The organism is Croceicoccus gelatinilyticus, from assembly GCF_018398395.1.
Taxonomy (GTDB): Bacteria; Pseudomonadota; Alphaproteobacteria; order Sphingomonadales; family Sphingomonadaceae; genus Croceicoccus; species Croceicoccus gelatinilyticus.
Genome location: NZ_JAHCBF010000007.1, coordinates 64,705 through 85,783, shown reverse-complemented (window position 1 = coordinate 85,783; position 21,079 = coordinate 64,705). Strand labels below are relative to the sequence as shown.

Genomic DNA, 21,079 nt, shown 5'->3' with positions numbered 1-21,079 from the left:
CCGAGGGCGGATTGGTTCAATCCTTCTTTGCGGGATAGACCTGCGCTTCGCCGGGGAAACTGCGATCGCGCACTTCCTCCGCGTATTGGGCGGCGGTTTCCGAGATGACTGCCGCGATGTCGTTGTACTTCTTCACGAAGCGGGGCACGCGTTCGAACATGCCCAGCATGTCCTCAGTGACGAGCACCTGACCGTCGCACTTTGCCGATGCGCCGATGCCGATGGTGGGGATGGCGACTTCCTCGGTGAGGCGGATGGCGATGTCCTCGACCACGCCCTCGATCACGACGGCAAAGGCGCCGGCCTCTTCCACCGCCTTGCCGTCGGCGACGATCTTCGCTTCTTCGGCGTCGCTGCGCCCGCGCGCCATGTAACCGCCCAGCGCATTCACCGCCTGCGGGGTGAGGCCGACGTGGGCCATGACCGGAATGCCGCGCTGCGACAGGAAACGGATCGTCTCGGCCATCGCCTGTCCGCCTTCCAGCTTGACCGCTGCCGCACCGGTTTCGGCCAGGATGCGGCTCGCGCTTTCGAAGGCCTGCTGCGGCGACGCCTCGTAACTGCCGAACGGCATGTCGACGACGACGACCGAATGATACGACCCGCGGACGACGGCGGCGCCGTGCGCGACCATCATATCGAGCGTGACGGGGAGGGTCGAAGGCAGGCCGTAAATCACCTGCCCCAGCGAATCCCCGACCAGCAGCATGTCGCAGTGCGGGTCGAGCAACTGGGCCTGCCGCGCGGTATAGGCGGTGAGCATGACGAGCGGTTCTTCGGTCACCCCGTCCACCTTGCGGCGCATGATCTTGGGCACCGTCAGGCGCTTCATCGGGGCGGGCGTCGGGTTGGCCCGGCTGGTCGAAGTGTCGAGTTGGAAGGTCGTGGACATGCCGGTGCTTTTAGCGAAGCTGGTCAAAGTCGCAAACCACGCCTCGACGCGAGCCACAATTCGTTGCAGAACGCGCCAAACCGGTTTCTACCGAGACAAAATCAAAGAAGGGCAGGGAAGACACGCATGGCTGCAGCAGGCGGAGCAACTGGGCGCGAGGGGTGGTCGTCGAAGACCGCGTTCGTGCTCGCGGCAATCGGGTCCGCGGTCGGGCTCGGAAATTTGTGGCGCTTCCCGGCAGAGGCCGGCGAAAACGGCGGCGGTGCTTTCGTCCTGTTCTACATCTTCTGCGTACTGCTGATTGGTCTGCCCGTCCTGCTTTCCGAAACGCTGATCGGGCGTCACGGCCAGTCATCACCGACGCTGAGCGCGCGCAAGCTGGCGGTCGAGTCCGGTGCGTCCCCCTATTGGGAAGCCGTGGCCGGCATCGGCGTTCTGGCCGCATTTCTGATCGTCAGCTTCTACTGCGTAGTCGGTGGCTGGGTGCTTTACTACGTTTGGCAGTTCATTGCCGACCTCATGAATTCGGGCGTATCGGGCGGCGCTTTCAAGGGTGTCGAGATCGATACCATTCGCGCGTTCTTCCCCGATCTTCTGGGCAATGCTGGCCTCATGGTCGGGCTCAACCTCGTCTTCCTTGCGGTGACAGGCTTCTTTGTGATCCGCGGCGTTTCCGGGGGGATCGAGGTCATGGCCGTGTGGCTCATGCCGGTGTTCTTCGTCTTGCTGGTCGCGATCACGATCTATGGCGCGTTCGGTGGTGCCTTCGGCGAGGCGATGGATTTCCTCTTCACGTTCGAGCCTGAGAAGCTGACGGGCGAGGTCATGCTGGCCGCCGTGGGGCAGGCGTTCTTCTCTCTATCGCTCGGCGTTGCGGGAATGGTGACATATGGCTCCTACGTTGGGCGCGATGTGAACCTTGCCGGTACGTCGACGATCATTGCCGCGGCGGATACTTCGGTTGCGCTGATTTCGGGCGTCTGCATCTTCCCGATCGTCTTTGCCGCCGGTCTTGCGGTCGATGGCGGGCCGGGTCTCATGTTCCAGACGATCCCGGTCGCGTTCCAGTCTATCCCCGGCGGGACGATTGTGGGTCTGCTGTTCTTCCTGATGGTGACCGTAGCGGCGCTGACCAGTTCTGTTGCATTGCTCGAAGTGCCGACGGCCTGGGCGATGGAAAAGTTCAAGGCTTCGCGCCGTACTTGCGCGTTGAGCGTGATTATCGCGGCGGGCATTCTCGGTACGCTGGCGGCGCTTTCGTTCAACACGCTGGCTGATTTTCACCCGCTGGGCTTCATCCCGCTGTTCGAAGGGCAGGGGATGTTCGATGTTCTGGATGGCGTGACGGCAAAGCTGTTCATGCCGATTGGCGCGATCCTGGTCTGCATCCTTGTGGGTTGGATTGCCGATGCGCGGCTTGTCGATTCTGAAAACGGGCTGGACGGCGCGCTACACATCTTCTGGCGCTTCCTGGTGCGCTGGGCTTGCCCGATCGTCCTGGCAGCTATCCTGTTTGTCGGCCTGACTTCGTAAGGTTTGTTCATAAAGAGAAAGGCCGCCCTGTCGGGGGCGGCCTTTTTCGTTGGTTGGTGTCGGGATCAGAGCGCGGTTTCGACCTGTCCGCCCTTTACGTCGTCGGTAACATCCATGCCCAGCAGCATCTTGCCGACCGAGAGCAGGCCCATGTCTCCCGACCAGATCGAGGCATCGCCAAGATCCATTCGCATCAGCAGCAGGCGGGGGTCGTTCTTGCCTTCGGGGAACCATGCCTCGACGGTGTTGTCCCACTGCTTGTCGAGGCGTTCCTTGCTGGTTTCTTCGGTCAGCACACCGTGGAAGCGTGCGAAGACCTCGTGACCCTTCGACGCGAAAGTCGCGGTCGCTGGGCCCATCTTGGCAAAGCGGTTGTCGCGGTATGTGAAGAACCAGATTGCGCTGTTCGCATCCTTGTCGAGCTGCGCAGTCATCGGTGCGGCGCTGTCGGGATCGCTGTCGAGCTGAAGCATGACGAAGGGCGAATCGGAAAGCTCTTCCCAGAATTCGTGCTTCATCTTCTCGGGGTCGGGGTGCTTGTCGTAGTTCATGGCGGATCCTTTCTCTTTTGCTTCACCAACGGAGCGGGCGCTCCTGTGTTCCGAGGGGTGAGCCGACCGCTATCCCCGACGCGACGAAGCGCGGGCATAGACGAGAGTGCTGGAACATAATAAGAACAAAGATCGTTCCACACGGGATTTGCCATGACCGATTCGGCCGCCTTGTCACGCGGCGGGAACGGACCTTCCGCCGTGCCTCAGGGCTTGCCGGAGGGGCTGTTTCCGGCCGCCCGCCTCGCTCCCGCCCGCTGGCTGGGGGATGGGGGAAGCGTGCCTGCAAAGGCGGGGGCGGACGACTGGAGCCCGGCTTCGCCCTTTCGCGGGGCGGGCGACATCTTCGCCCCTGCGCGAGAAGCCACGGGCGCGGCGCTTGCCATCGCGCTGGCCGAAGGTGCGCCGCGTATCGGTCCCGCGCGCGACGTTCCTGCCGAAAGCAGCGACGAACGCCCGTTCCTCTGGGTGCAGGACAAGGCTGCGCGCAAGGCGGGGGGCAGGCCCTATCTGCCTGGCCTGCCGCGCGACTTGCGGCACCGACTGGTCCATGTCTGCGCCGACAGCCCCGCCGACCTGCTCTTCGCGCTGGAGGAAGGGATCCGCTGCCGAGACCTTGCCTTCGTGATCGGAGAGATCGCGGGTAACCCGAAGGAACTGGACTTCACCGCCTCACGCCGGCTCGTGCTGGCGGCCGAACGGCATGGCGTGCCGCTCTGGCTGGTGCGCCTCGATGCAAGGCGCGATCTGGGCGCGGCGCGTATGCGGTGGGACGCAGTCTCGGCGCCTTCGGGCCCGTCGCGGTGGAACCCGCAGGCCCCCGGTGCGCCGCGCTGGAAGGCGGACCTGTTCCGTGCGCGCGGGGTCAGGCCGGGGCCATGGTGGATCAGCAGGGAGGAAGAGGCCGATGGGCGAAGTCGCCTTGAAGCCGCCCGCGTCGCCGCCGCGCCGGGTGCTGGCGATCTGGCTGGCCCGGCTGGCGATCGATCGCTGGCGGCGCGCGCGTCCGGCACCTGACGGTCGCCTGCTGGCGGACGGAGAGGGCGAGGACGCAGCCCCCGTCGCGCTGATCCGCGAAACCGCGCATGGCCCCCGCATTGCCGCCGTCAACCGCGCAGGCGCGGCTGCGGGCGTGCGCGCCGAAACGATGCTGGCCGATGCGCGCGCGGTCTGTCCCGAAGTCGTGACCCATCCTGCCGATCCGGCGGGCGATCTGGCGTTCCTCGAAAAGATGGCAGTCTGGGCGCAGCGCTGGGGCCCGTGGAGCGCGATGGACCCGCCCGACGGGCTGATCGTCGACGTGACGGGGGCCGCGCACCTGTTCGGCGGGGAACGACGCCTGCTGGCCGATGCACAGGCGATGCTGAACAGTCGCGGTCTTACCGCGCGCGTCGCCATCGCGCCGACCGCGGGTGCGGCCTGGGCGCTGGCGCATCACGGCCCGCCCGGCGCGATCCTGACGCCTGATGACGACATTGCCGAACGGCTGGCCTCGCTGCCGATGGCGGCGCTGCGCCTCGATGCCGATGTCCTGCTCGTCCTGCGCAGGTTGGGTCTGAAGCGGCTTGGCGACCTTTCGGGGATCGGGCGCGATGCGCTATCCCGCCGTTTCCGCAACCGGCGCACGCCTGCGGCCAATCCGCTGCTGCGGCACGACCAGCTGCTGGGCCGTGTGCCCGAACCGCTGCTGCCCGTGATCGCAGAGCATCCGGCCATGGTGCAGCACCGGCTGATGGAGCCGATCCGCCACTTGCCGCTGCTGGAAATCGTGCTCGGCGATCTGGCCGCCGCGATGGTGCGCGAACTCGAAGGGCGGGGGCAGGGCGCGCGCCGGCTCGACCTCGCGTGCTGGCGCGTCGATGGCGAAGTGGCCTGCCGCCGCCTCGAACTTGCCGCCGGAAGCCGCGATCCGGCGCATATCTGCCGCCTCTTCACTGAAAAGCTTCAGGACCTGGAGGCCGGTTTCGGGTTCGAAATGGTGCGCCTGACCGCGACCTGGGCCGAACCGCTGGACCTTGCCCAACGCCGTCTGGGCGAGGGAGAGGGCGAACAGGGCACCAGCCTTGCCGCCTGCATCGACCGGCTGAACACGCGGCTCGGCCCCGATGCGGTGCGCAGGCCCGTGCCCCACGCCAGCCACTTGCCCGAACGCGCCCAGCGATGGCAGGCCCCGCTCGACCCGCTGCCCGCCGCGCAGGAGGAAATGCGCTTTCACCAGCGCCCGCTGAAGCTGCTGGACCGGGCCGAGACGATCGAGGTGCTTTACGCCACGCCCGACGGGCTGCCCCGCCGTTTCCGTTGGCGCGGCACCTTGCACGAGGTTGCGCGCGCGGAAGGGCCAGAACGGATCGCGCCTGAATGGTGGCGCGAGAAAGGCGGCACGCGCCTTCGCGACTACTACCGGATCGAGGACGGGGAGGGGCGCCGCTACTGGGTCTATCGCGCGGGGCTTGCCGGAGACGGGCGCGGCGGGTTGCCGCAGTGGTTCCTGCACGGATTGTTCGGGTGACGCGCAGAGAAAAGGGGTGATGTGCATGAAGCCCATCACCCCCACACGGAGGCCGTCCGTGTATCTCTATCTTTAAAATCTGGTGCGATCAGGTCTGCCGTGTCCGGGGCGGCCGACCGCGATGGCGAATCCTGTCCGCCTGTTGACGCAACTATGGCCCAGAAATGGTTAACAACCAAGAAAAAACGGCGGAAATCCTAGGCTTTCGTACGAAAGTTTGAACGGATCGAGATGCGCGGGATTTATCAAGCGGGTTCAAGCATTTCCTGAAGTCGGCCGAAGAACGACAAAGTCAGGGCCAGAGGTGCGATTTTGCGATGGAGCGATTCACAAAGGATATTGGCTTGGCAGTCATAAGAACATAAAAGGAACATATGGCGCAGAAGTCCACTCTCGACCGGCTCAAGATCCTTGCCGACGCGGCGAAATACGATGCCTCGTGCGCGTCTTCGGGGACGAGCAAGCGCGACAGTCGGGGCGGGAAGGGTATCGGCTCGACCGAGGGTGTGGGCATCTGCCACGCCTATGCGCCCGATGGCCGGTGCATCTCGCTGCTGAAGCTGCTTCTGACCAACCACTGCGTGTTCGACTGCCACTACTGCGTGAACCGCAAGAGCTCCAACGTGGAGCGGGCGAAGTTCACGCCGCAGGAAGTCGCGGACCTGACGCTCTCTTTCTACAAGCGCAATTATATCGAGGGGCTGTTCCTGTCCTCGGGCATCATCCGCAGTTCCGATCACACGATGGAGATGCTGGTCGAAACCGCGCGTATCCTGCGTGAAGAGCATGATTTTCGCGGCTATATCCACCTCAAGACCATTCCCGAGGCCGATCCCGAGATCGTGCACCGCGCCGGGCTCTATGCCGACCGCGTCTCGATCAACGTCGAGCTGCCGACCGATGCGGGGCTGACCCGTCTCGCGCCCGACAAGAACGCGGGCCAGATCGATGGTGCGATGGCGGGGATGAAGTCTGCGATTGTCGAGGCAAAGGACGCGAAGAAGCGGTTCCGCCACGCGCCGAAATTCGCGCCTGCGGGCCAATCGACGCAGATGATCGTCGGCGCGGATGCCGCCAGCGATGCCGATATCGTGACGCGGGCCAGCTCGCTCTACACCCGCCACCGGCTGCGGCGCGTCTATTACAGCGCGTTCTCGCCGATCCCCGATGCCAGCGCGGTCCTGCCGCTGAAGCGTCCGCCGTTGATCCGTGAACACCGGCTCTACCAGTCGGACTGGCTGATGCGTTTCTACGGCTTTGCCCCGCACGAGGTGGCGCAGGCGGCGGGCGCGGACGGGATGCTGCCGCTCGACATCGACCCCAAGCTCGCCTGGGCGCTGAAATTTCGCGAAAGCTTTCCCGTCGATGTGAACCGTGCCCCGAAAGAGGCGCTGCTGCGCGTGCCGGGGCTGGGGACGCGGGCTGTGGGCCAGATCCTGATGGCGCGGCGGCACCGGCGGCTGAGGCTGGAGGATGTCGCCAAGCTCACCGTCTCGGTAAAGAAGGTGCAGCCGTTCATCGTGACCGTGGACTGGCGGCCGGTGCTGCTGACCGACCGGGCGGACCTCAAGGCGCTGATCGCTCCGAAGGCCGAGCAGCTGGAGCTGTTTGCGGCATGACTGCTCTCCAGCACGTTCGGCTAGGCACCTATTACGTCGTGCCGATGGCAGGTTCGGACGATTTCGAAGAATGGCGCGATCATGCCCGCCGGTTGCTGATGGCCGACGTTCCTCCCGACCGCGTGGCGTGGACCGAACCGGGTGGCAGCGCGGGGGATCTGTTTTCTCATGGTGATCGCCGCCTGCCGGTGCTGGACCGCGACGCCGCACCGCCCCGCGTATCGAAACGGTTCATGGACATTGCGAAGACTGTCTTGTTGAACGCTGACCCGACACGGTTTTCTCTGCTCTACCGCGTGCTCTGGCGCTTGCAGACCAAACCGCGCCTGATTGAGGACATGGCCGATCCGGACGTGCGCGCGATGGCCGACATGGCCCGCGCCGTACGCCGCGACATTCACAAGATGCGCGCCTTCGTCCGCTTTCGCGTGGTCGAGGAGGAGGCCGAAGACGGTTCACGCGCCGAGCATTACGTCGCCTGGTTCGAACCGTTCCACCACATCCTGCGCCACAACGCAGGGTTCTTCACGCGGCGGTTCGCCAACATGCGCTGGTCGATCCTGACCCCGCGCGGCAGCCTGCACTGGGACGGCGAGACTTTGCGCGAAGGCCCTCCCGCGACCCGCGCCGACGCGCCCAGCGGCGATCCGGCGGAAGACCTGTGGCGCAGCTACTATGCTTCGATCTTCAATCCCGCCCGCCTGAAAGTCGGCGCGATGCTGAAGGAGATGCCGCGCAAGTACTGGAAGAACATGCCCGAAGCGCAGCTGATCCCCGAACTCATCGCCGGCGCACAGGCGCGTGAGGCGACGATGGTGGAAAAGGGCGCGCTCGACATGGGTGAGCGGCCCGAAACGCTGGCGGCGATCGACAAGGCGATCCACGTCTGCGCGCGCTGCCCGATCGGGGAACTGCACAACACCGCCGTCATGGGTGAGGGGCCGCAGGATGCCTTCTTGATGATCGTGGGCGAACAGCCGGGCGATCAGGAGGATCTGGCTGGCAGGCCCTTCGTCGGCCCCGCAGGGCAATTGCTGGACGTTCACCTGGCGCAGGCAGGTATCGACCGCAGTGCGGCCTACGTCACCAACACGGTGAAGCATTTCAAGTACGTCCAGCGCGGCAAGCGCCGGTTGCATCAGTCGCCCACGGCCAAGGAAATCGACATGTGCCGGTGGTGGGTCGAAAGCGAACGGATGATCGTGCAGCCGAAACTCGTGCTCGCCATGGGCGCAAGCGCGGCGCGCGGCATGCTGGGGCGGACGGTTTCGGTCACCAAGGCGCGCGGTACGCTGATCCCGCTGGAAGATGGCAGCGAGCTTTGGGTCACGGCTCACCCGTCCTATCTACTGCGGCTCGACGGGGCAGGGCGCGAGGAGCAGGAGCGCCTGTTCCGCGAGGACCTTGCCGCCGTTTCCGCGCGCCTTGCGCAGTTGCAGGCGGCGTAAGGTGCGCCGATGCCTGACGCTCCGCTTACTCCCGACAAGCGCCGGGTCGAGGTCGATCCCGACAGCATAGGCGCGCCATCCCGCGCTCCGTTCGTGGAACTGGGGCTGGTGTCCTGCTTCACGTTCCTGCGCGGCGCGTCGGACGCGGTCGACATGGTGATGACCGCGCGGGCGCTGGGCTATGATGCGATCGGGATAGCCGACGCGAACTCGATGGCGGGCGTCGTGCGGGTCCATACAGAGGCGCAGACGCTGAAACTGCGGCCCGTGATCGGCTGCCGGATAGAGACTGTCGAAGGCCTGACGTTCCTCGCCTATCCGAAGAACCGCGCCGGTTACGGCCACTTGTGCTGCTTGGTCTCTGCGGGCCGGATGCAGACGCTGTCGGGTGAATGGCAGGAAAAGGGCGTGTGCGAGATCGATCTCGCCATGCTCGCCGAGCATAGCGAAGACGTGCAGCTCATCTGCATGCCGCCGCGCGATCTGGACCAGCATGTCACCGTCAGGCTGCCGGGCAATGTCGTGCCGATGGACGGGAGCGAGGCTGCGCGGGTCGAAACGCGAATGCCGTTTGCGGAACTGGTCCCGCAGCTGGCCCATGAACTGCCCGCGATGCGCCACCTTGCGGCCAGCTATCTCTACACCGGCGACGATATCGCGCGCATCGAACGGCTCGACACGCTGGCGCGCGAGAACGGGCTTGCCCTGCTGGCGACGAACGATGTTCACTATCATGCGCCCGACCGTCGCCCCTTGCAGGACGTGATGACCGCGATCCGCCACAAGACCACCGTGGTCAGGGCAGGTCACCTGCTGGCGGCGAATGCGGAGCGGCACCTCAAGAGCCCGGAGGAGATGTGCCGTCTTTTCGCCCGCTGGCCCCACGCGATCCGCGCCGCGCGCGATGTGGCCGATGCCTGCGACTTCAGCCTCGACGAACTGCGCTACGAATATCCGGAGGAGATCTATCCGGAAGGGCGCACCCCGCAACAGCATCTGGAAATCCAGACGTGGCAGGGGGCAAAAAGACGCTATCCCAATGGCTTGCCGGACACGGTTAAGGAAACGCTGCAACGCGAACTGGTGCTGATCGCAAAGCTCGACCTTGCGCGATATTTCCTCACCATCAAGGACATCGTCGACTTCGCCCGCAGCGTCGATCCGCCGATCCTGTGCCAGGGACGCGGCAGCGCGGCCAATTCGGCAGTCTGCTACTGCCTCGAGATCACGGCCGTCGATCCAGCACAGCACGCACTGCTGTTCGATCGCTTCATTTCCGAAGAGCGCAAGGAGCCGCCCGACATCGACGTCGATTTCGAGCATGAGCGGCGCGAGGAAGTGATCCAGCACATCTACGAGAAATACGGCCGCCAGCGCGCCGGGCTTTGCGCCACGGTCATCCACTACCGCCCGCGCATGGCGATCCGCGAAGTGGGCAAGGCGATGGGCCTGTCGGAAGACGCGACGAGCGCGCTGGCCGGAACGGTCTGGGGCGGATGGGGCCGCGAGATCGGTGAGGCGCATGTTGCCGAAACGGGCATGGACCTGTCCGATCCGCATCTCAGGCGCGTTCTCAAACTGACCGAGCAAATGATTGGAATGCCGAGGCATCTGTCTCAGCATGTCGGTGGTTTCATCCTCACCGAAGGCGCGCTGACCGAAACCGTGCCCATCGGCAACGGCGCCATGCCCGACCGCAGTTTCATCGAGTGGGACAAGGACGATATCGAGGCGCTGGGCATCCTGAAGGTCGATGTCCTGGCGCTTGGCATGCTGACCTGCGTGCGCAAGTGCCTCGACCTCGTTGCCGGTCATCATGGTTCATGCATGACGCTGGCCACTGTCCCGCGCGAGGATCCGGAGACTTACGCCATGCTCCGCAAGGGGGACTCGCTGGGCGTGTTCCAGGTGGAAAGCCGGGCGCAGATGAACATGCTGCCCCGCCTGCGCCCGCGCGAATTCTACGATCTCGTCATTCAGGTCGCCATCGTGCGCCCCGGCCCGATCCAGGGCGACATGGTCCACCCCTATCTCAAACGCCGGCGGGGCGAGGAGAAAGTGCAGATCCCCGCGCCCGGCCCCGATCACGGCCCGCCGGATGAGCTTTCCAGCATCCTCGGGCGTACGCTCGGCGTGCCGATCTTTCAGGAGCAGGCGATGAAGATCGCGCTCGACGCGGCGAAATTCTCGTCCGCAGAGGCGAACCGGCTGAGGAAGGCGATGGCGACGTTCCGGTCGCGCGGGATGGTGGACGAGCTTCAGGACATGATGGTCGAGCGGATGGTCAGCCGCGGCTACGACCGTGACTTTGCCCAGCGCTGTTTCAACCAGATCCGCGGGTTTGGCGAATACGGCTTTCCCGAAAGCCACGCGGCCAGCTTTGCGCATCTCGTCTACGTGTCGAGCTGGCTGAAGTGCCATTACCCCGCCGCTTTCGCCTGCGCGCTGCTCAATTCGCAACCGATGGGCTTCTACGCGCCCGCGCAGATCGTGCGCGACGCTGCCGAGCACGGGGTCGAGATCCGGCCTGCCGACGTGAACGCCAGCGAATGGGACTGTACGCTGGAGCCGAATGATAGGAGCATGGCGCTGCGGCTTGGCTTGCGCATGGTCGACGGGCTGCCCGAACATGTCGCCGCCATGCTGATCGACGCGCGCGAGCGGGAAGGGCCTTTTGCCGACGTCACCGCCGTTCGCGAGCGCAGCCGCAGCCCTGCTGCCCATGTCGAGCGGCTTGCCAGCGCCGATGCCTTCACCTCGATCGGTCTTGCCCGCAGGCAGGCGCTCTGGGATGCGCGCAGCCTCGTTTCCGCGCCGCCATTGCCGCTGTTCGACTTTGCCAAGGCGCGGGATGAGGGAGCGGAGGCCGCGCCTGCGCGCCTCCCGACGATGCCGCTGTCCGAGGAAGTCGTCGCCGATTACCAGACGACCCGCCTGTCGCTTAAGGCGCATCCGATGGCTTTCCTGCGCCCCCATCTGGCAGAGCGCGGTTTCGTGCGGGCGAGCGAGCTGCGTTCGCGCAAGTTCCGTTCCACTGTGCTGGTGTCGGGCGTGGTGCTGATCCGCCAGCGGCCCGGCTCTGCAAAAGGCGTCTGCTTCATCACGCTGGAGGACGAGACCGGGGTCATCAACCTGGTCGTCTGGCCGCATCTGAAGGAGAAATACCGCCGCGTCGTCATGGGATCGCGCCTGATGGAAGTGCGCGGGCGGGTGGAGTACGACGACGAGGTCATCCACGTCATCGTCAGCCACATGGAAGACGCGACGCACCGGCTCGACATGCTGTCGGAGGACATGCTGCCGATGACGCTGGCCCGCGCGGACCATGTGGCGAGCCCGCTACCGGATAAATTCAACCCGCGAGATAATCTGCGCGAAGGGCCGGACGATCCTTACGTTTCGGCCCCCGATGGCGCCTTGGTGGACGGCAAACCGCCGATCGACCCGTGGGAGCCGCCGCCTGCGGGCAACCGCGAATGCGGCTTTCAGGGACGTCATCCGCGCGATGTCAGGATCATTCCCCGGATACTTCCGAAGTCTCGCGACTTTCACTAGCGATGCCCCGTTTTGCCAAGCTGCCCCGCCGCCCGTTTCGTCTCGACTACCTGCTGATCGCGCTTTTCGTGATCGGCGGGGTGGTACTTTACGGCGTAGACTGGCTGGCGAAGCATCCCGAGCATGACCCGCGCGCCCCGCTGACGATAACGCAGAAAGAGGGCTGGGCGACGGGCCGGAAACTGGCGGCCCTGCGCGACGATGCAGACGCGTGCCGCGCGGTACTCTCGCGTTCGGGTATCGCGTTTGAAAGCCTCGATCCGGTCGGCGAAGATCAGTGCCGCAGGGCCGATCGCCTGATCCCCGATGACGGAGGCGCTCTCGGACTGTCCTTCACCCCGGCCCGCGCCGATGCGACCTGCGCGGTTCATGCAGGCCTTGCGTGGTGGCTCGACCACCGCGTCCAGCCTGCGGCGCGCGAATTGCTGGGCAGCGAAGTCGTGCGCATCGTGCAACTCGGCACCGCGAACTGTCGCCGCGTGAACGGAGCCGAGAGCGGGCGGTGGAGTGAACACGCCACCGGCAATGCTATCGACATCGCCGCTTTCGAACTGGCCGATGGCAGGCGAATTTCGGTGCTGAAGGACTGGACCTCTAACGGTCCCGACGGTGCATTTCTGAAGGCGGCCCGCGACGGGGCCTGTGACGTGTTCGGAACGACGCTATCGCCCGATTACAACGCGCTTCATGCCGATCACTTCCATCTTGATCAGGCGCAGCGCGGTTACGGCGGATTTTGCCGTTAAGGGCAGGGCGGACCCGCGAAGGCCCGCCCTGAACCGATTACTTCCAGGTGACTTCGCGAAGAAGCATCGAACCCGTCACGTGGCGGAATTCGGCGCGACCGGCGGACGCGGCCTGCATCTGCGATTCCGTGCGCGCATCCCATTCGCGATAGGCCTTTTCACGCGCATCTTCCTCGGCCGAAGTCGGGAAGTTCGGGAACCGGCGGATCAGGTAGAGCGTCGGCTCTCCCTTGCGCGGGTTCACGTTGTACATGATCTCGTAGCTCGACAGCCAACCTTGCGAGACTGCGAAGTCTGCATTTTTACGCCATTCGCTGGCTAGCCACTTGGTATATTCGAGCTCGTGTCCATCATCGACGGCAATGCCGGTGATCTCGACATAGTCGCCGTTGTCGACGGGCCATTCGCTTTGTGCCGACGCGACTTGCGGAGCGGCAATCGCCGACGTGGCAAGCACGACGGGCGCAAAGATACGAAGCATGTTCATGTGTGTTACCTTTCCCATCCCGGGGCCGGATGGCCGCGGGTTTCCCCAAAAAGGCAAAGGCATGGGCGACCCACTCCCCCCGGAGGGCCATCCCCTTGCTGGGGTGAAGGCTAGGCCTGCGCGGGTGGTGAGTCCACCCGTTCCTTACACGGCTTCGAAAGCGTAACCGGCTGAACGGACAGTGCGAACCGGGTCCTTGCCGCCTTCGAGCGTAATGCCCTTGCGAAGGCGGCGGATGTGTACGTCGACCGTACGCAGTTCGATGTCGCTACCCGTGCCCCAGACGGCATCGAGAAGCTGCCCGCGGCTGAAGACGCGCCCCGGGTGTTCCATGAAGAACTTGAGGAGGCGGAACTCGGTCGGGCCCAGTTGAAGCGACTGGCCGCGGCGGGTCACGCGGTGGCTGGTGGCGTCGAGCTTGATGTCGCCGACTTCCAGCATCTCTCCGGCAAGGGCCGGACGCACGCGGCGCAGGACGGCGCTGACGCGGGCGATCAGTTCGCGGGGCGAGAAGGGCTTGGTTACATAGTCGTCCGCGCCGGTTTCAAGGCCACGGATGCGGTCGTCCTCGCTGCCGCGCGCCGTCAGCATAACGATGGGAACGTGGGCCGTTTCCTTGTCACGGCGAAGGCGGCGGCAAATCTCGATGCCGCTGGTGCCTTCGACCATCCAGTCGAGGATGACGAGATCGGGCGCCTGTTCGGTGGCGAGGAGCATGGCCTCGTCGCCGTCGGCGGTGGCGACAACGTCGTAGCCTTCGGCTTCGAAACGGTACTGGAGAAGCTCTGCCAGCGAGAGATCGTCTTCAACGAGAAGCAGGCGGGGAGAAGGCAAAGTCTGGCCTTTCGGTCTTTGAGAACTCGGCCACCCTCACACGTCTTTTGTTACCGCCTTATGACAAGAAGGCGACCGTCGTTCTTCGCCCTTAGGGGTTCAGTTCCTCGCGGTCCGGCGGATAGGTGCCGGTGGCGGCGAAGTGGACCATTTCGGCGACATTGGTGGCATGATCGCCGACGCGTTCGACGTTGCGGGCAACGAACAGAAGCTGAGCTGCCGAACCGATCGTCGCCGGGTTCTCGACCATGTAAGTGACGAGATTGCGGAAGATCGAATCGTAGAAGGCATCGACCGTTGCGTCGCGCTGGATGACTTCGCGGGCGAGCTGCGGGTCGCGTGCGGCATAGGCGGTCAGCACGTCGTGGACCATCTCGGCCGCGACCTCGCCCATGGCCGGGATCAGCGCGATGGGTTCAAAGTGGCGGCGCCCTTCGATCTTGCCGACCCGCTTGGAGATGTTCTTCGCATAGTCGCCGATACGTTCGACCACGCCTGCGATCTTCAGCGCGGCGATGACTTCGCGAAGGTCGTCGGCCATCGGGGCGCGCAGGGCGATGATGCGAACGGCAAGGCGGTCGACCTCTGTTTCCAGCGCGTCGATTTCCTTGTCGCGGGCGATGACCTTCTCAGCAAGGTCGTCGTCACCGTTGACGATCGCTTCGAGCGCTTCCTGCACCGAAAGCTCGGCCAGGCCGCCCATCTCCGCGATGAGGCCGCGCAGACGCGTGATGTCTTCTTCGAAGGCCTTGACGGTATGTTCCATGGTGCCTGACTTATCTCTCTCGTATCGCCCGATCAGCCGTAGCGACCGGTGATGTAATCCTTGGTCCGTTCTTCGCGCGGATTCGTGAATATGTCACTGGTGCGACCATACTCGACGAGATTTCCGAGGTGGAAAAACGCGGTCCGCTGCGAAACGCGGGCGGCCTGCTGCATCGAGTGGGTGACGATCACGATGGCATAGCGCCCGCGCAACTCGTCGATCAGTTCCTCGATACGCGCGGTCGCGATGGGGTCGAGCGCCGAACAGGGCTCGTCCATCAGGATCACTTCGGGATCGACCGCAATGGCGCGTGCGATGCACAGGCGCTGCTGCTGGCCGCCCGAAAGCGCGGTGCCGGAATCCGACAGGCGGTCCTTCACCTCATCCCAAAGACCGGCGCGCTGCAGCGACTGTTCGACGATGCCGTCAAGGTCGCTCTTCGATTCTGCGAGGCCGTGGATCTTGGGGCCATAGGCGATGTTGTCGTAGATCGACTTCGGGAACGGGTTCGGCTTCTGGAAGACCATGCCGACACGCGCGCGCAGCTGCACCACGTCCATCTTCGAACGGTAGATATCCTCGCCATCCAGCAGGATTTCGCCATCGACGCGAGCACTGGGGATCGTGTCGTTCATGCGATTCAGCGTGCGCAGGAACGTCGACTTGCCGCAGCCCGACGGGCCGATGAAGGCGGTCACGTACTTGGTGTGAATGTCGATCGACACTTCGTCGATCGCCTTCTTCTCACCGTAGAACACCGACACCTTGTTGGCGCTGATCTTCGCAGGACCGGCATCGCTGAAGCCAGCGACCTGTCCCTCTAGCTCAGGGTTATTCATCTTCATCCTTTACCAGCGCCTTTCGAACCGATTGCGCAGATAGATGGCAAGGCCGTTCATGACCAGCAGGAACAGCAATAGCACGATAATCGCGGCACTGGTCCTTTCGACGAAGCCGCGGTCGATTTCGTCCGACCAGAGGAAGATCTGGACGGGAAGTACGCTCGACGGGGAAGTGAAACCGTCGGGCGGAGTGGCGACGAAGGCGCGCATGCCGATCATCAGAAGCGGCGCGGTTTCGCCAAGGGCGCGGGCCATGCCGATGATTGTGCCGGTCAGGATACCGGGCAGGGCAAGCGGCAGGACGTGGTGGAACACGACCTGCACCGGCGAGGCGCCTACAGCCAGTGCACCGTCACGGATCGAGGGAGGGACCGACTTGATCGCGTTACGGCCCGAAATCACGATGACCGGCATCGTCATCAAGGCCAGCGTCATGCCGCCGATGAGCGGGGCCGAGCGATAGTTCGGGAAGATCGCAAGGAACACCGCGAGGCCGAGCAGACCGAAGATGATCGAGGGGACCGCTGCGAGGTTGTTGATCGACACCTCGATGATGTCGGTCCACTTGTTCTTGGGCGCATACTCTTCAAGATAGACCGCAGCCAGCACGCCGATCGGGAAGGCGAGGGCGAGCGTGATGATCATCGTCAGCAGCGAACCCTTGAGCGCGCCCCAGATGCCCGCTTCCTGCGGGTCGGTCGCGTCGGCGCGCGCCAGGAAACCCCAGTCGAACGCGCGGTCGAGCGCACCTTGCGATTCGAGATCGCGGGCCAGCGTCTGAAGTCCGGCGGCACCTTCACCGCGAAATGCCGCAGCCAGGTCTTCGCTTACCGGTACCGAGACGACGGTGTCTTCGGCCAGCATCGACGGATTGGAAATCAGCTGCGAAGCAAGATCGCGCCATGCACTGGCACCCAGTTGCTCTGCTGCTTCGGGGTCATAGGCCTCGCTCGCCGCGAACTGGAGAACGTCGGGAAGCCCCGCGTTTTCGAGCGCACCGAGCGCACCGGGCTGCGACAGGCGATCCTGCGAAACGGTCAGCCCAGCGCCGCCAAAGTCGACCGGCACCTTCATCTCAGCGCGGGTAAAGCCGGCAAGGCCATTGGCTGTCATCGTCACCAGCAGGAACGCCAGCACGAGCGCCGAAAACAGGACAGAGGAAAGCGCCAGAAGCTTGAACCGGCGTTCGGCCGCGTAGCGCTTTTGAATGCGCGATGCGAGGCGCTCGTTACGGGCCTTGCGGGCGAGGTCGGCGTCTTCTGCCGAACCGTTGGATATCGCTTCGCTCATGATCTTACTCGTAGGCTTCGCGGTAGCGTTTTACGACGCGCAGGGCGAAAAAGTTCAGGGCGAGAGTGACGATGAACAGCACCATGCCCAGCGCGAACGCGGAAAGCGTTGCGGGATGGTCGAAGCTGCCTTCGCCAGTCAGCATGGCGACGATCTGGTAAGTCACCGTGGTCATGCTCTCGAACGGGTTGCCCGTCAGGTTCGCCGCAGCACCCGCGGCCATGACGACGATCATCGTTTCGCCGATAGCGCGGCTGATCGCCAGCATGACGCCTGCAACGATACCGGGCAGGGCTGCGGGGATCAGGACCTTGCGGATCGTTTCCGACTTGGTCGCACCCATCGCAAGGCTGCCGTCGCGCATGGCGGAAGGCACGGCGGCGATGGAGTCGTCTGCCATCGAGGACACGAACGGAATGATCATCACGCCCATGACAAGGCCTGCCGCGATCGCGCTCTCGCTCGACGCGCTGGCGATGCCGACCGAGCGGGCGACGTCGCGGATGAAGGGCGCAACGGTCAGTGCGGCGAAGTAGCCGTAGACGACGGTCGGGACACCGGCGAGAATCTCGAGGATCGGCTTCATCCACTTGCGGAACGTGGGGTTCGCATACTGGGTGAGGTATACCGCGCTCATCAGACCAAGCGGGATCGCGACGATCATGGCGATAATCGCGCCGATGTAGATCGTGCCCCAGAACAGGGGCAGGGCGCCGTAATCTTCGCTGTTGGTGAAAGCGGGGTCACCCATCGGGTTCGGCGACCATTGCGTGCCGAACAGGAAGTCGATCGGATTGACCATGCCAAAGAAGCGGATCGTCTCGAACAGAAGTGAGGCGACGATGCCGAAGGTGGTCAGGATCGCGACGAGCGATGCGACCAGAAGGCCCAGCATGACGCCGCGTTCAACGCGGGTGCGGGCCGTGAAGTCGGGGCGCAAACGCGTAAATGCGAAGACGCCGGCGGCAAATCCGACAAGCACCGTCACGACAAGGCCGATGATGCTGTAAAGTCGCATCGCGTTGCGAGCGGGTTCAACGAGTTCGCGGGCAAGCGGATTGAACACGCCCTGTGCACTGCCGCTGGCAACGGCCATCGCCTCTGCCAACACGGTATCGCGGGTGATGCCGAATTCGGGAAGCTTCGCTGCCGCAGGATCGGAAAGCACCGCCTGCATCACGAGGTTCGGGCTTACCGCATTCCAGACAAGAGCGAATATGACGGCCGGTACGAACGCCCACATGGCAACGTACCAGCCGTGATAGTTCGGCAGGGAGTGAAGGCGCGCGCCTTCATTCGAGGCGAAAGCCCAGGCGCGCGACCTTGCGGCCAGCCATCCGACTAATCCCAGTCCGATGGCAACGAGTACAAAAATGGCTGGCGACATATTCCCTGACTTTTTAGGTCCGGACTATTTCAGTTTCGAGGCGTCAACGAGCGTCATGTTCGTCACGACATCGGCGTTAGCGGACTGCACCTCGTCGGTCGAGGCGATCATGCCCTTGCTGGTGAACAGGCCGCCCTTGCCCCAATTCTCGACCCAAGTCGAGAGGTACTCGCGCAGGCCGGGGACGGCGTCGAGGTGCTGCTTCTTGACGTAGACATAAAGCGCACGGGCACCGGGGTAGGTGTTCGAGGCGATGTTGTCGTAGGTCGGCTCAACACCGTTGATGGCCAGACCGCGCAGCTTGTCGGCGTTTTCTTCAAGGAAGGAATAGCCGAAGATGCCGATGGCTTCCGGGTTCGAAGCAAGCTTCTGGACGATCAGGTTGTCGTTTTCACCCTGCTCGACATAGGCGCCGTCGTTGCGGACTTCGGTGCAGATCGCTTCGAAGCGTTCTTCGTCGGTTTCCTTCAGCGCTGCGGTTGCCGAATCGGTCTTGCAACCTTCGGTCATGATCAGTTCGGCCAGCGCATCGCGCGTGCCCGACGTTGCCGGCGGGCCGTAAACGAGGATCGGCTCGTTCGGGAGCGAGGGATCGATGTCCGACCAGTTCTTGGCCGTGTTGGGCTGGCCATAGGGCTCTGCCGCGATCGCTTCGTAAAGCTGCGCGGTCGTCAGGCCGAAGGTCGGCCCTTCGAGCGATTCGGCAACGGCGATGCCGTCCTTGCCGACTTCGATTTCCATCACTTCCGTGACGCCGTTGGCCGTGCAGGTTTCAAGCTCGCTCGCCTTCATGCGGCGCGAGGCATTGACCATGTCGGGGTGTTCTACGCCGACACCGCCGCAGAACAGCTTCATGCCGCCGCCGGTGCCGGTCGATTCGATGATCGGCGACTTGTACTGGCCGGCGTAGCTGCGGGCGAATTCCTCCGCAGCGGCCTTGGCGAAGGGATAGACGGTCGACGAACCGACGGCCTTGACCTGATCTCGGGTGGAAGCCTGCTGGCCGCCGCAAGCCGCGAGGGCGAGGCTGGAAACAGCGGCGATGACGATTGTCTTGGTGAAGCGCATGGAATGCTTTCCTTCTTCGTGAATTCTTGCCGGGCGCTCTATGGACCTGTCGTGACACTGATATGACAGCCACGCGTCGCCCGGTCAAAAATTTGAAAACCTATTTAGATCAATGGGATGGTTCGATCTGGTCGTTGGCCTGTGAACAAGTCCGGGTGATCAGAAGTCGATCTGGGCGCGCACGCCGACCGCATCGACACCGTAGGACGTGTCGCCACCTGCTGCGACGACGGCTGCATCGGTGTATTCCATCCGGCCGTAGTTCAGCATGAGGCGAGTGTAGTTGGTCGGCGTCCAGATCAGCGAAGCCTGATAGCTGTCCTGCGTACCGCCCATGATCGACGCATCGTTGAGATCAAGGCGATCATAGCGGAAGTTGACCTGCAGTGCGCCCATGCCGCCCTTGTCGACCGGGTTTGCCGGCTTCACGCGATCGAACACGCCCTTCTTGTAACCGCGGCTGTCTCCGCCGGTCAGGAAGTAGCCCACTTCGGCCGACCCGCCGAAGAACGTCGGGTTGGCAAGGCCGGGACGATCCGACTTCTGCCAGAAAGCTTCACCTGCAAAGTGGAACGGGCCGTTGATGGCGGCTGCTTCCAGACCATAACCGGTTTCCGAAGTGGCAAGGAACGCGCCGGTGTCGATGTAACGGTTGCTGGTAAAGTGGACGAGCGGGCGCTGGCGATAGCGAACCGTCAGGTTGTCGTTATCCAGTTCGGTGTAGTGCAGCGAACCGCCGAGGTGCAGCTGGGTGTTGCCCATCTTCGGCATGAAGACGACGCGGCCATCTGCGCCCCACTGCTTGTTCGAAAGTTCTTCCATGTTGTCAGTGAACAGGCCGCCCTGAACGATGACGTCGCCCGCCGCGACTGCAGCCGAAAGGCCGACGCGGCGCTGGAAGCCGAACGCATCGGTGAAAGCGGCGCGTTCGATAAAGGAAGTGAAGCGGCTGCTGGTCAGCTCTTCCATCGACTGGAAGTTGTTCTGCTGGCCGGCCGCGATCTTCAGGCCGCCGTCTTCGTAGGTGATCGTCGCATCGGCAATTTCCACCTCGTTGCCGGCGAAGTCCGCTTCGAACTTGTAGCCGAAGCCGCCCGGAATATCGCCTTCGACGCCCAGACGGACGCGGCGTGCCTCGCTGCCGAAGCCGTCTTCGCGGCCATCGATTTCCGGCGCATTGGTAAAGCCAACGTCGTAATTCATGCGGCCACGGGGCTTGAAGCTCCAGCCACCCTTGCCCTCGATCAGCGGGGCGCCCTTCCAGGAAACCTTGGTGTCGCTCTTCGCTTCATTGGCAGCGGCAAGGGCCGTGCCGGAAGTCTCCGCCGCAGCCGTGGCTGCAGTGGTTGCGGCATCGGCCTTGGCTTCGGCGACTTCGAGTTGATCCTCGAGAGCGTCGATACGAGCAGCCATTGCCTGCATCTGCGCGCGCATGGCCTCGATCTCGGCCTGAACGGTCGATGCATCCTGCGCATAGGCGGGGGAGGAGACTGCGGTCGCCGCGGCAACGGCGATCAGCGAAACCTGGTGGATCCTCATGACGTTTCTTGCC

At 64.1% G+C, this 21,079-nt stretch carries 17 protein-coding genes; 7 read left to right on the top strand and 10 right to left on the bottom strand.

From position 1 onward, the window contains the following. Positions 1 to 16: 16 nt before the first annotated feature. Entirely contained in the window at positions 17 to 892 is an 876-nt protein-coding gene (gene panB / locus KIH45_RS15025; RefSeq protein ID WP_213176856.1) for a 3-methyl-2-oxobutanoate hydroxymethyltransferase, read from the bottom strand. 126 nt (positions 893 to 1,018) lie between these two features. Here panB and KIH45_RS15020 point away from each other — a divergent pair, with 126 nt between their 5' ends. Continuing rightward, positions 1,019 to 2,425 carry a sodium-dependent transporter gene (locus KIH45_RS15020; RefSeq protein WP_213176855.1) on the top strand — a complete coding sequence of 469 codons (1,407 nt, stop codon included), beginning with the start codon at positions 1,019 to 1,021 and terminating at the stop codon, positions 2,423 to 2,425. 65 nt (positions 2,426 to 2,490) lie between these two features. On the opposite strand, the gene KIH45_RS15015 is transcribed toward KIH45_RS15020, so the two are convergent. Continuing rightward, positions 2,491 to 2,976: a pyridoxamine 5'-phosphate oxidase family protein gene (locus KIH45_RS15015; protein ID WP_213176854.1), complete on the bottom strand. Its 486-nt coding sequence runs from the start codon at positions 2,974 to 2,976 to the stop codon at positions 2,491 to 2,493. A gap of 153 nt (positions 2,977 to 3,129) precedes the next feature. Here KIH45_RS15015 and KIH45_RS15010 point away from each other — a divergent pair, with 153 nt between their 5' ends. From KIH45_RS15010 to KIH45_RS14985, 6 genes are all read left to right on the top strand, one after another. Then, positions 3,130 to 3,993: a hypothetical protein gene (locus KIH45_RS15010; protein WP_213176853.1), complete on the top strand. Its 864-nt coding sequence runs from the start codon at positions 3,130 to 3,132 to the stop codon at positions 3,991 to 3,993. Next, entirely contained in the window at positions 3,884 to 5,485 is a 1,602-nt protein-coding gene (locus KIH45_RS15005) for a DUF6504 family protein (protein ID WP_213176852.1), read from the top strand. The genes KIH45_RS15010 and KIH45_RS15005 overlap by 110 nt, the downstream gene beginning before the upstream one ends. Before the next feature lie 374 nt (positions 5,486 to 5,859). Next, entirely contained in the window at positions 5,860 to 7,104 is a 1,245-nt protein-coding gene (locus KIH45_RS15000) for a putative DNA modification/repair radical SAM protein (RefSeq protein WP_213176851.1), read from the top strand. Beyond that, on the top strand, positions 7,101 to 8,552 hold the full coding sequence (locus KIH45_RS14995; protein ID WP_213176850.1) for a UdgX family uracil-DNA binding protein: 1,452 nt from the start codon (positions 7,101 to 7,103) through the stop codon (positions 8,550 to 8,552). Before KIH45_RS15000 ends, KIH45_RS14995 begins: the two co-directional genes overlap by 4 nt. 9 nt (positions 8,553 to 8,561) lie before the next feature. Continuing rightward, the gene (locus KIH45_RS14990) at positions 8,562 to 12,107 is read left to right on the top strand and encodes an error-prone DNA polymerase (protein ID WP_213176849.1); all 3,546 of its coding nucleotides are present in this window, start codon (positions 8,562 to 8,564) and stop codon (positions 12,105 to 12,107) included. A gap of 2 nt (positions 12,108 to 12,109) precedes the next feature. After that, complete coding sequence (locus KIH45_RS14985) at positions 12,110 to 12,853, top strand: extensin-like domain-containing protein (RefSeq protein WP_213176848.1); 744 nt, start codon at positions 12,110 to 12,112, stop codon at positions 12,851 to 12,853. A 37-nt stretch (positions 12,854 to 12,890) separates the two neighbouring features. Here KIH45_RS14985 and KIH45_RS14980 read toward each other — a convergent pair whose 3' ends face one another. From KIH45_RS14980 to KIH45_RS14945, 8 genes are all read right to left on the bottom strand, one after another. Continuing rightward, positions 12,891 to 13,340 carry a hypothetical protein gene (locus tag KIH45_RS14980; protein WP_213176847.1) on the bottom strand — a complete coding sequence of 150 codons (450 nt, stop codon included), beginning with the start codon at positions 13,338 to 13,340 and terminating at the stop codon, positions 12,891 to 12,893. Positions 13,341 to 13,484: 144 nt separating this feature from the next. Continuing rightward, a complete protein-coding gene (phoB, locus tag KIH45_RS14975; protein WP_213176846.1) occupies positions 13,485 to 14,174 on the bottom strand; it encodes a phosphate regulon transcriptional regulator PhoB in 690 nt (229 codons plus the stop codon). Between the two features lie 91 nt (positions 14,175 to 14,265). Continuing rightward, positions 14,266 to 14,940, bottom strand: a complete 675-nt coding sequence (gene phoU, locus KIH45_RS14970) for a phosphate signaling complex protein PhoU (protein WP_213176845.1) — start codon at positions 14,938 to 14,940, stop codon at positions 14,266 to 14,268. A gap of 32 nt (positions 14,941 to 14,972) precedes the next feature. After that, the gene (gene pstB, locus KIH45_RS14965; protein ID WP_213176929.1) at positions 14,973 to 15,779 is read right to left on the bottom strand and encodes a phosphate ABC transporter ATP-binding protein PstB; all 807 of its coding nucleotides are present in this window, start codon (positions 15,777 to 15,779) and stop codon (positions 14,973 to 14,975) included. 9 nt (positions 15,780 to 15,788) lie between these two features. Continuing rightward, the gene (pstA, locus tag KIH45_RS14960) at positions 15,789 to 17,072 is read right to left on the bottom strand and encodes a phosphate ABC transporter permease PstA (RefSeq protein ID WP_213176844.1); all 1,284 of its coding nucleotides are present in this window, start codon (positions 17,070 to 17,072) and stop codon (positions 15,789 to 15,791) included. Positions 17,073 to 17,076: 4 nt separating this feature from the next. Next, entirely contained in the window at positions 17,077 to 18,459 is a 1,383-nt protein-coding gene (gene pstC, locus KIH45_RS14955; protein WP_213176843.1) for a phosphate ABC transporter permease subunit PstC, read from the bottom strand. 24 nt (positions 18,460 to 18,483) lie between these two features. Continuing rightward, positions 18,484 to 19,527, bottom strand: a complete 1,044-nt coding sequence (locus KIH45_RS14950; protein WP_213176842.1) for a substrate-binding domain-containing protein — start codon at positions 19,525 to 19,527, stop codon at positions 18,484 to 18,486. Positions 19,528 to 19,686: 159 nt separating this feature from the next. Beyond that, the gene (locus KIH45_RS14945; RefSeq protein ID WP_213176841.1) at positions 19,687 to 21,066 is read right to left on the bottom strand and encodes an OprO/OprP family phosphate-selective porin; all 1,380 of its coding nucleotides are present in this window, start codon (positions 21,064 to 21,066) and stop codon (positions 19,687 to 19,689) included. Positions 21,067 to 21,079 lie beyond the last annotated feature (13 nt).

Excerpts from the sequence above, each read along its gene's own strand:
- pstC (WP_213176843.1), bottom strand. The coding sequence starts at position 18,459 with ATGTCGCCAGCCATTTTTGTACTCGTTGCCATCGGACTGGGATTAGTC.
- KIH45_RS15020 (WP_213176855.1), top strand. The coding sequence starts at position 1,019 with ATGGCTGCAGCAGGCGGAGCAACTGGGCGCGAGGGGTGGTCGTCGAAG.
- KIH45_RS15000 (WP_213176851.1), top strand. The coding sequence starts at position 5,860 with ATGGCGCAGAAGTCCACTCTCGACCGGCTCAAGATCCTTGCCGACGCG.
- KIH45_RS14950 (WP_213176842.1), bottom strand. The coding sequence starts at position 19,527 with ATGCGCTTCACCAAGACAATCGTCATCGCCGCTGTTTCCAGCCTCGCC.
- KIH45_RS14985 (WP_213176848.1), top strand. The coding sequence starts at position 12,110 with ATGCCCCGTTTTGCCAAGCTGCCCCGCCGCCCGTTTCGTCTCGACTAC.
- KIH45_RS15005 (WP_213176852.1), top strand. The coding sequence starts at position 3,884 with ATGGGCGAAGTCGCCTTGAAGCCGCCCGCGTCGCCGCCGCGCCGGGTG.
- KIH45_RS14980 (WP_213176847.1), bottom strand. The coding sequence starts at position 13,340 with ATGAACATGCTTCGTATCTTTGCGCCCGTCGTGCTTGCCACGTCGGCG.
- pstB (WP_213176929.1), bottom strand. The coding sequence starts at position 15,779 with ATGAATAACCCTGAGCTAGAGGGACAGGTCGCTGGCTTCAGCGATGCC.
- pstA (WP_213176844.1), bottom strand. The coding sequence starts at position 17,072 with ATGAGCGAAGCGATATCCAACGGTTCGGCAGAAGACGCCGACCTCGCC.
- KIH45_RS14990 (WP_213176849.1), top strand. The coding sequence starts at position 8,562 with ATGCCTGACGCTCCGCTTACTCCCGACAAGCGCCGGGTCGAGGTCGAT.
- phoU (WP_213176845.1), bottom strand. The coding sequence starts at position 14,940 with ATGGAACATACCGTCAAGGCCTTCGAAGAAGACATCACGCGTCTGCGC.
- KIH45_RS14945 (WP_213176841.1), bottom strand. The coding sequence starts at position 21,066 with ATGAGGATCCACCAGGTTTCGCTGATCGCCGTTGCCGCGGCGACCGCA.
- KIH45_RS15015 (WP_213176854.1), bottom strand. The coding sequence starts at position 2,976 with ATGAACTACGACAAGCACCCCGACCCCGAGAAGATGAAGCACGAATTC.
- panB (WP_213176856.1), bottom strand. The coding sequence starts at position 892 with ATGTCCACGACCTTCCAACTCGACACTTCGACCAGCCGGGCCAACCCG.
- KIH45_RS15010 (WP_213176853.1), top strand. The coding sequence starts at position 3,130 with ATGACCGATTCGGCCGCCTTGTCACGCGGCGGGAACGGACCTTCCGCC.
- KIH45_RS14995 (WP_213176850.1), top strand. The coding sequence starts at position 7,101 with ATGACTGCTCTCCAGCACGTTCGGCTAGGCACCTATTACGTCGTGCCG.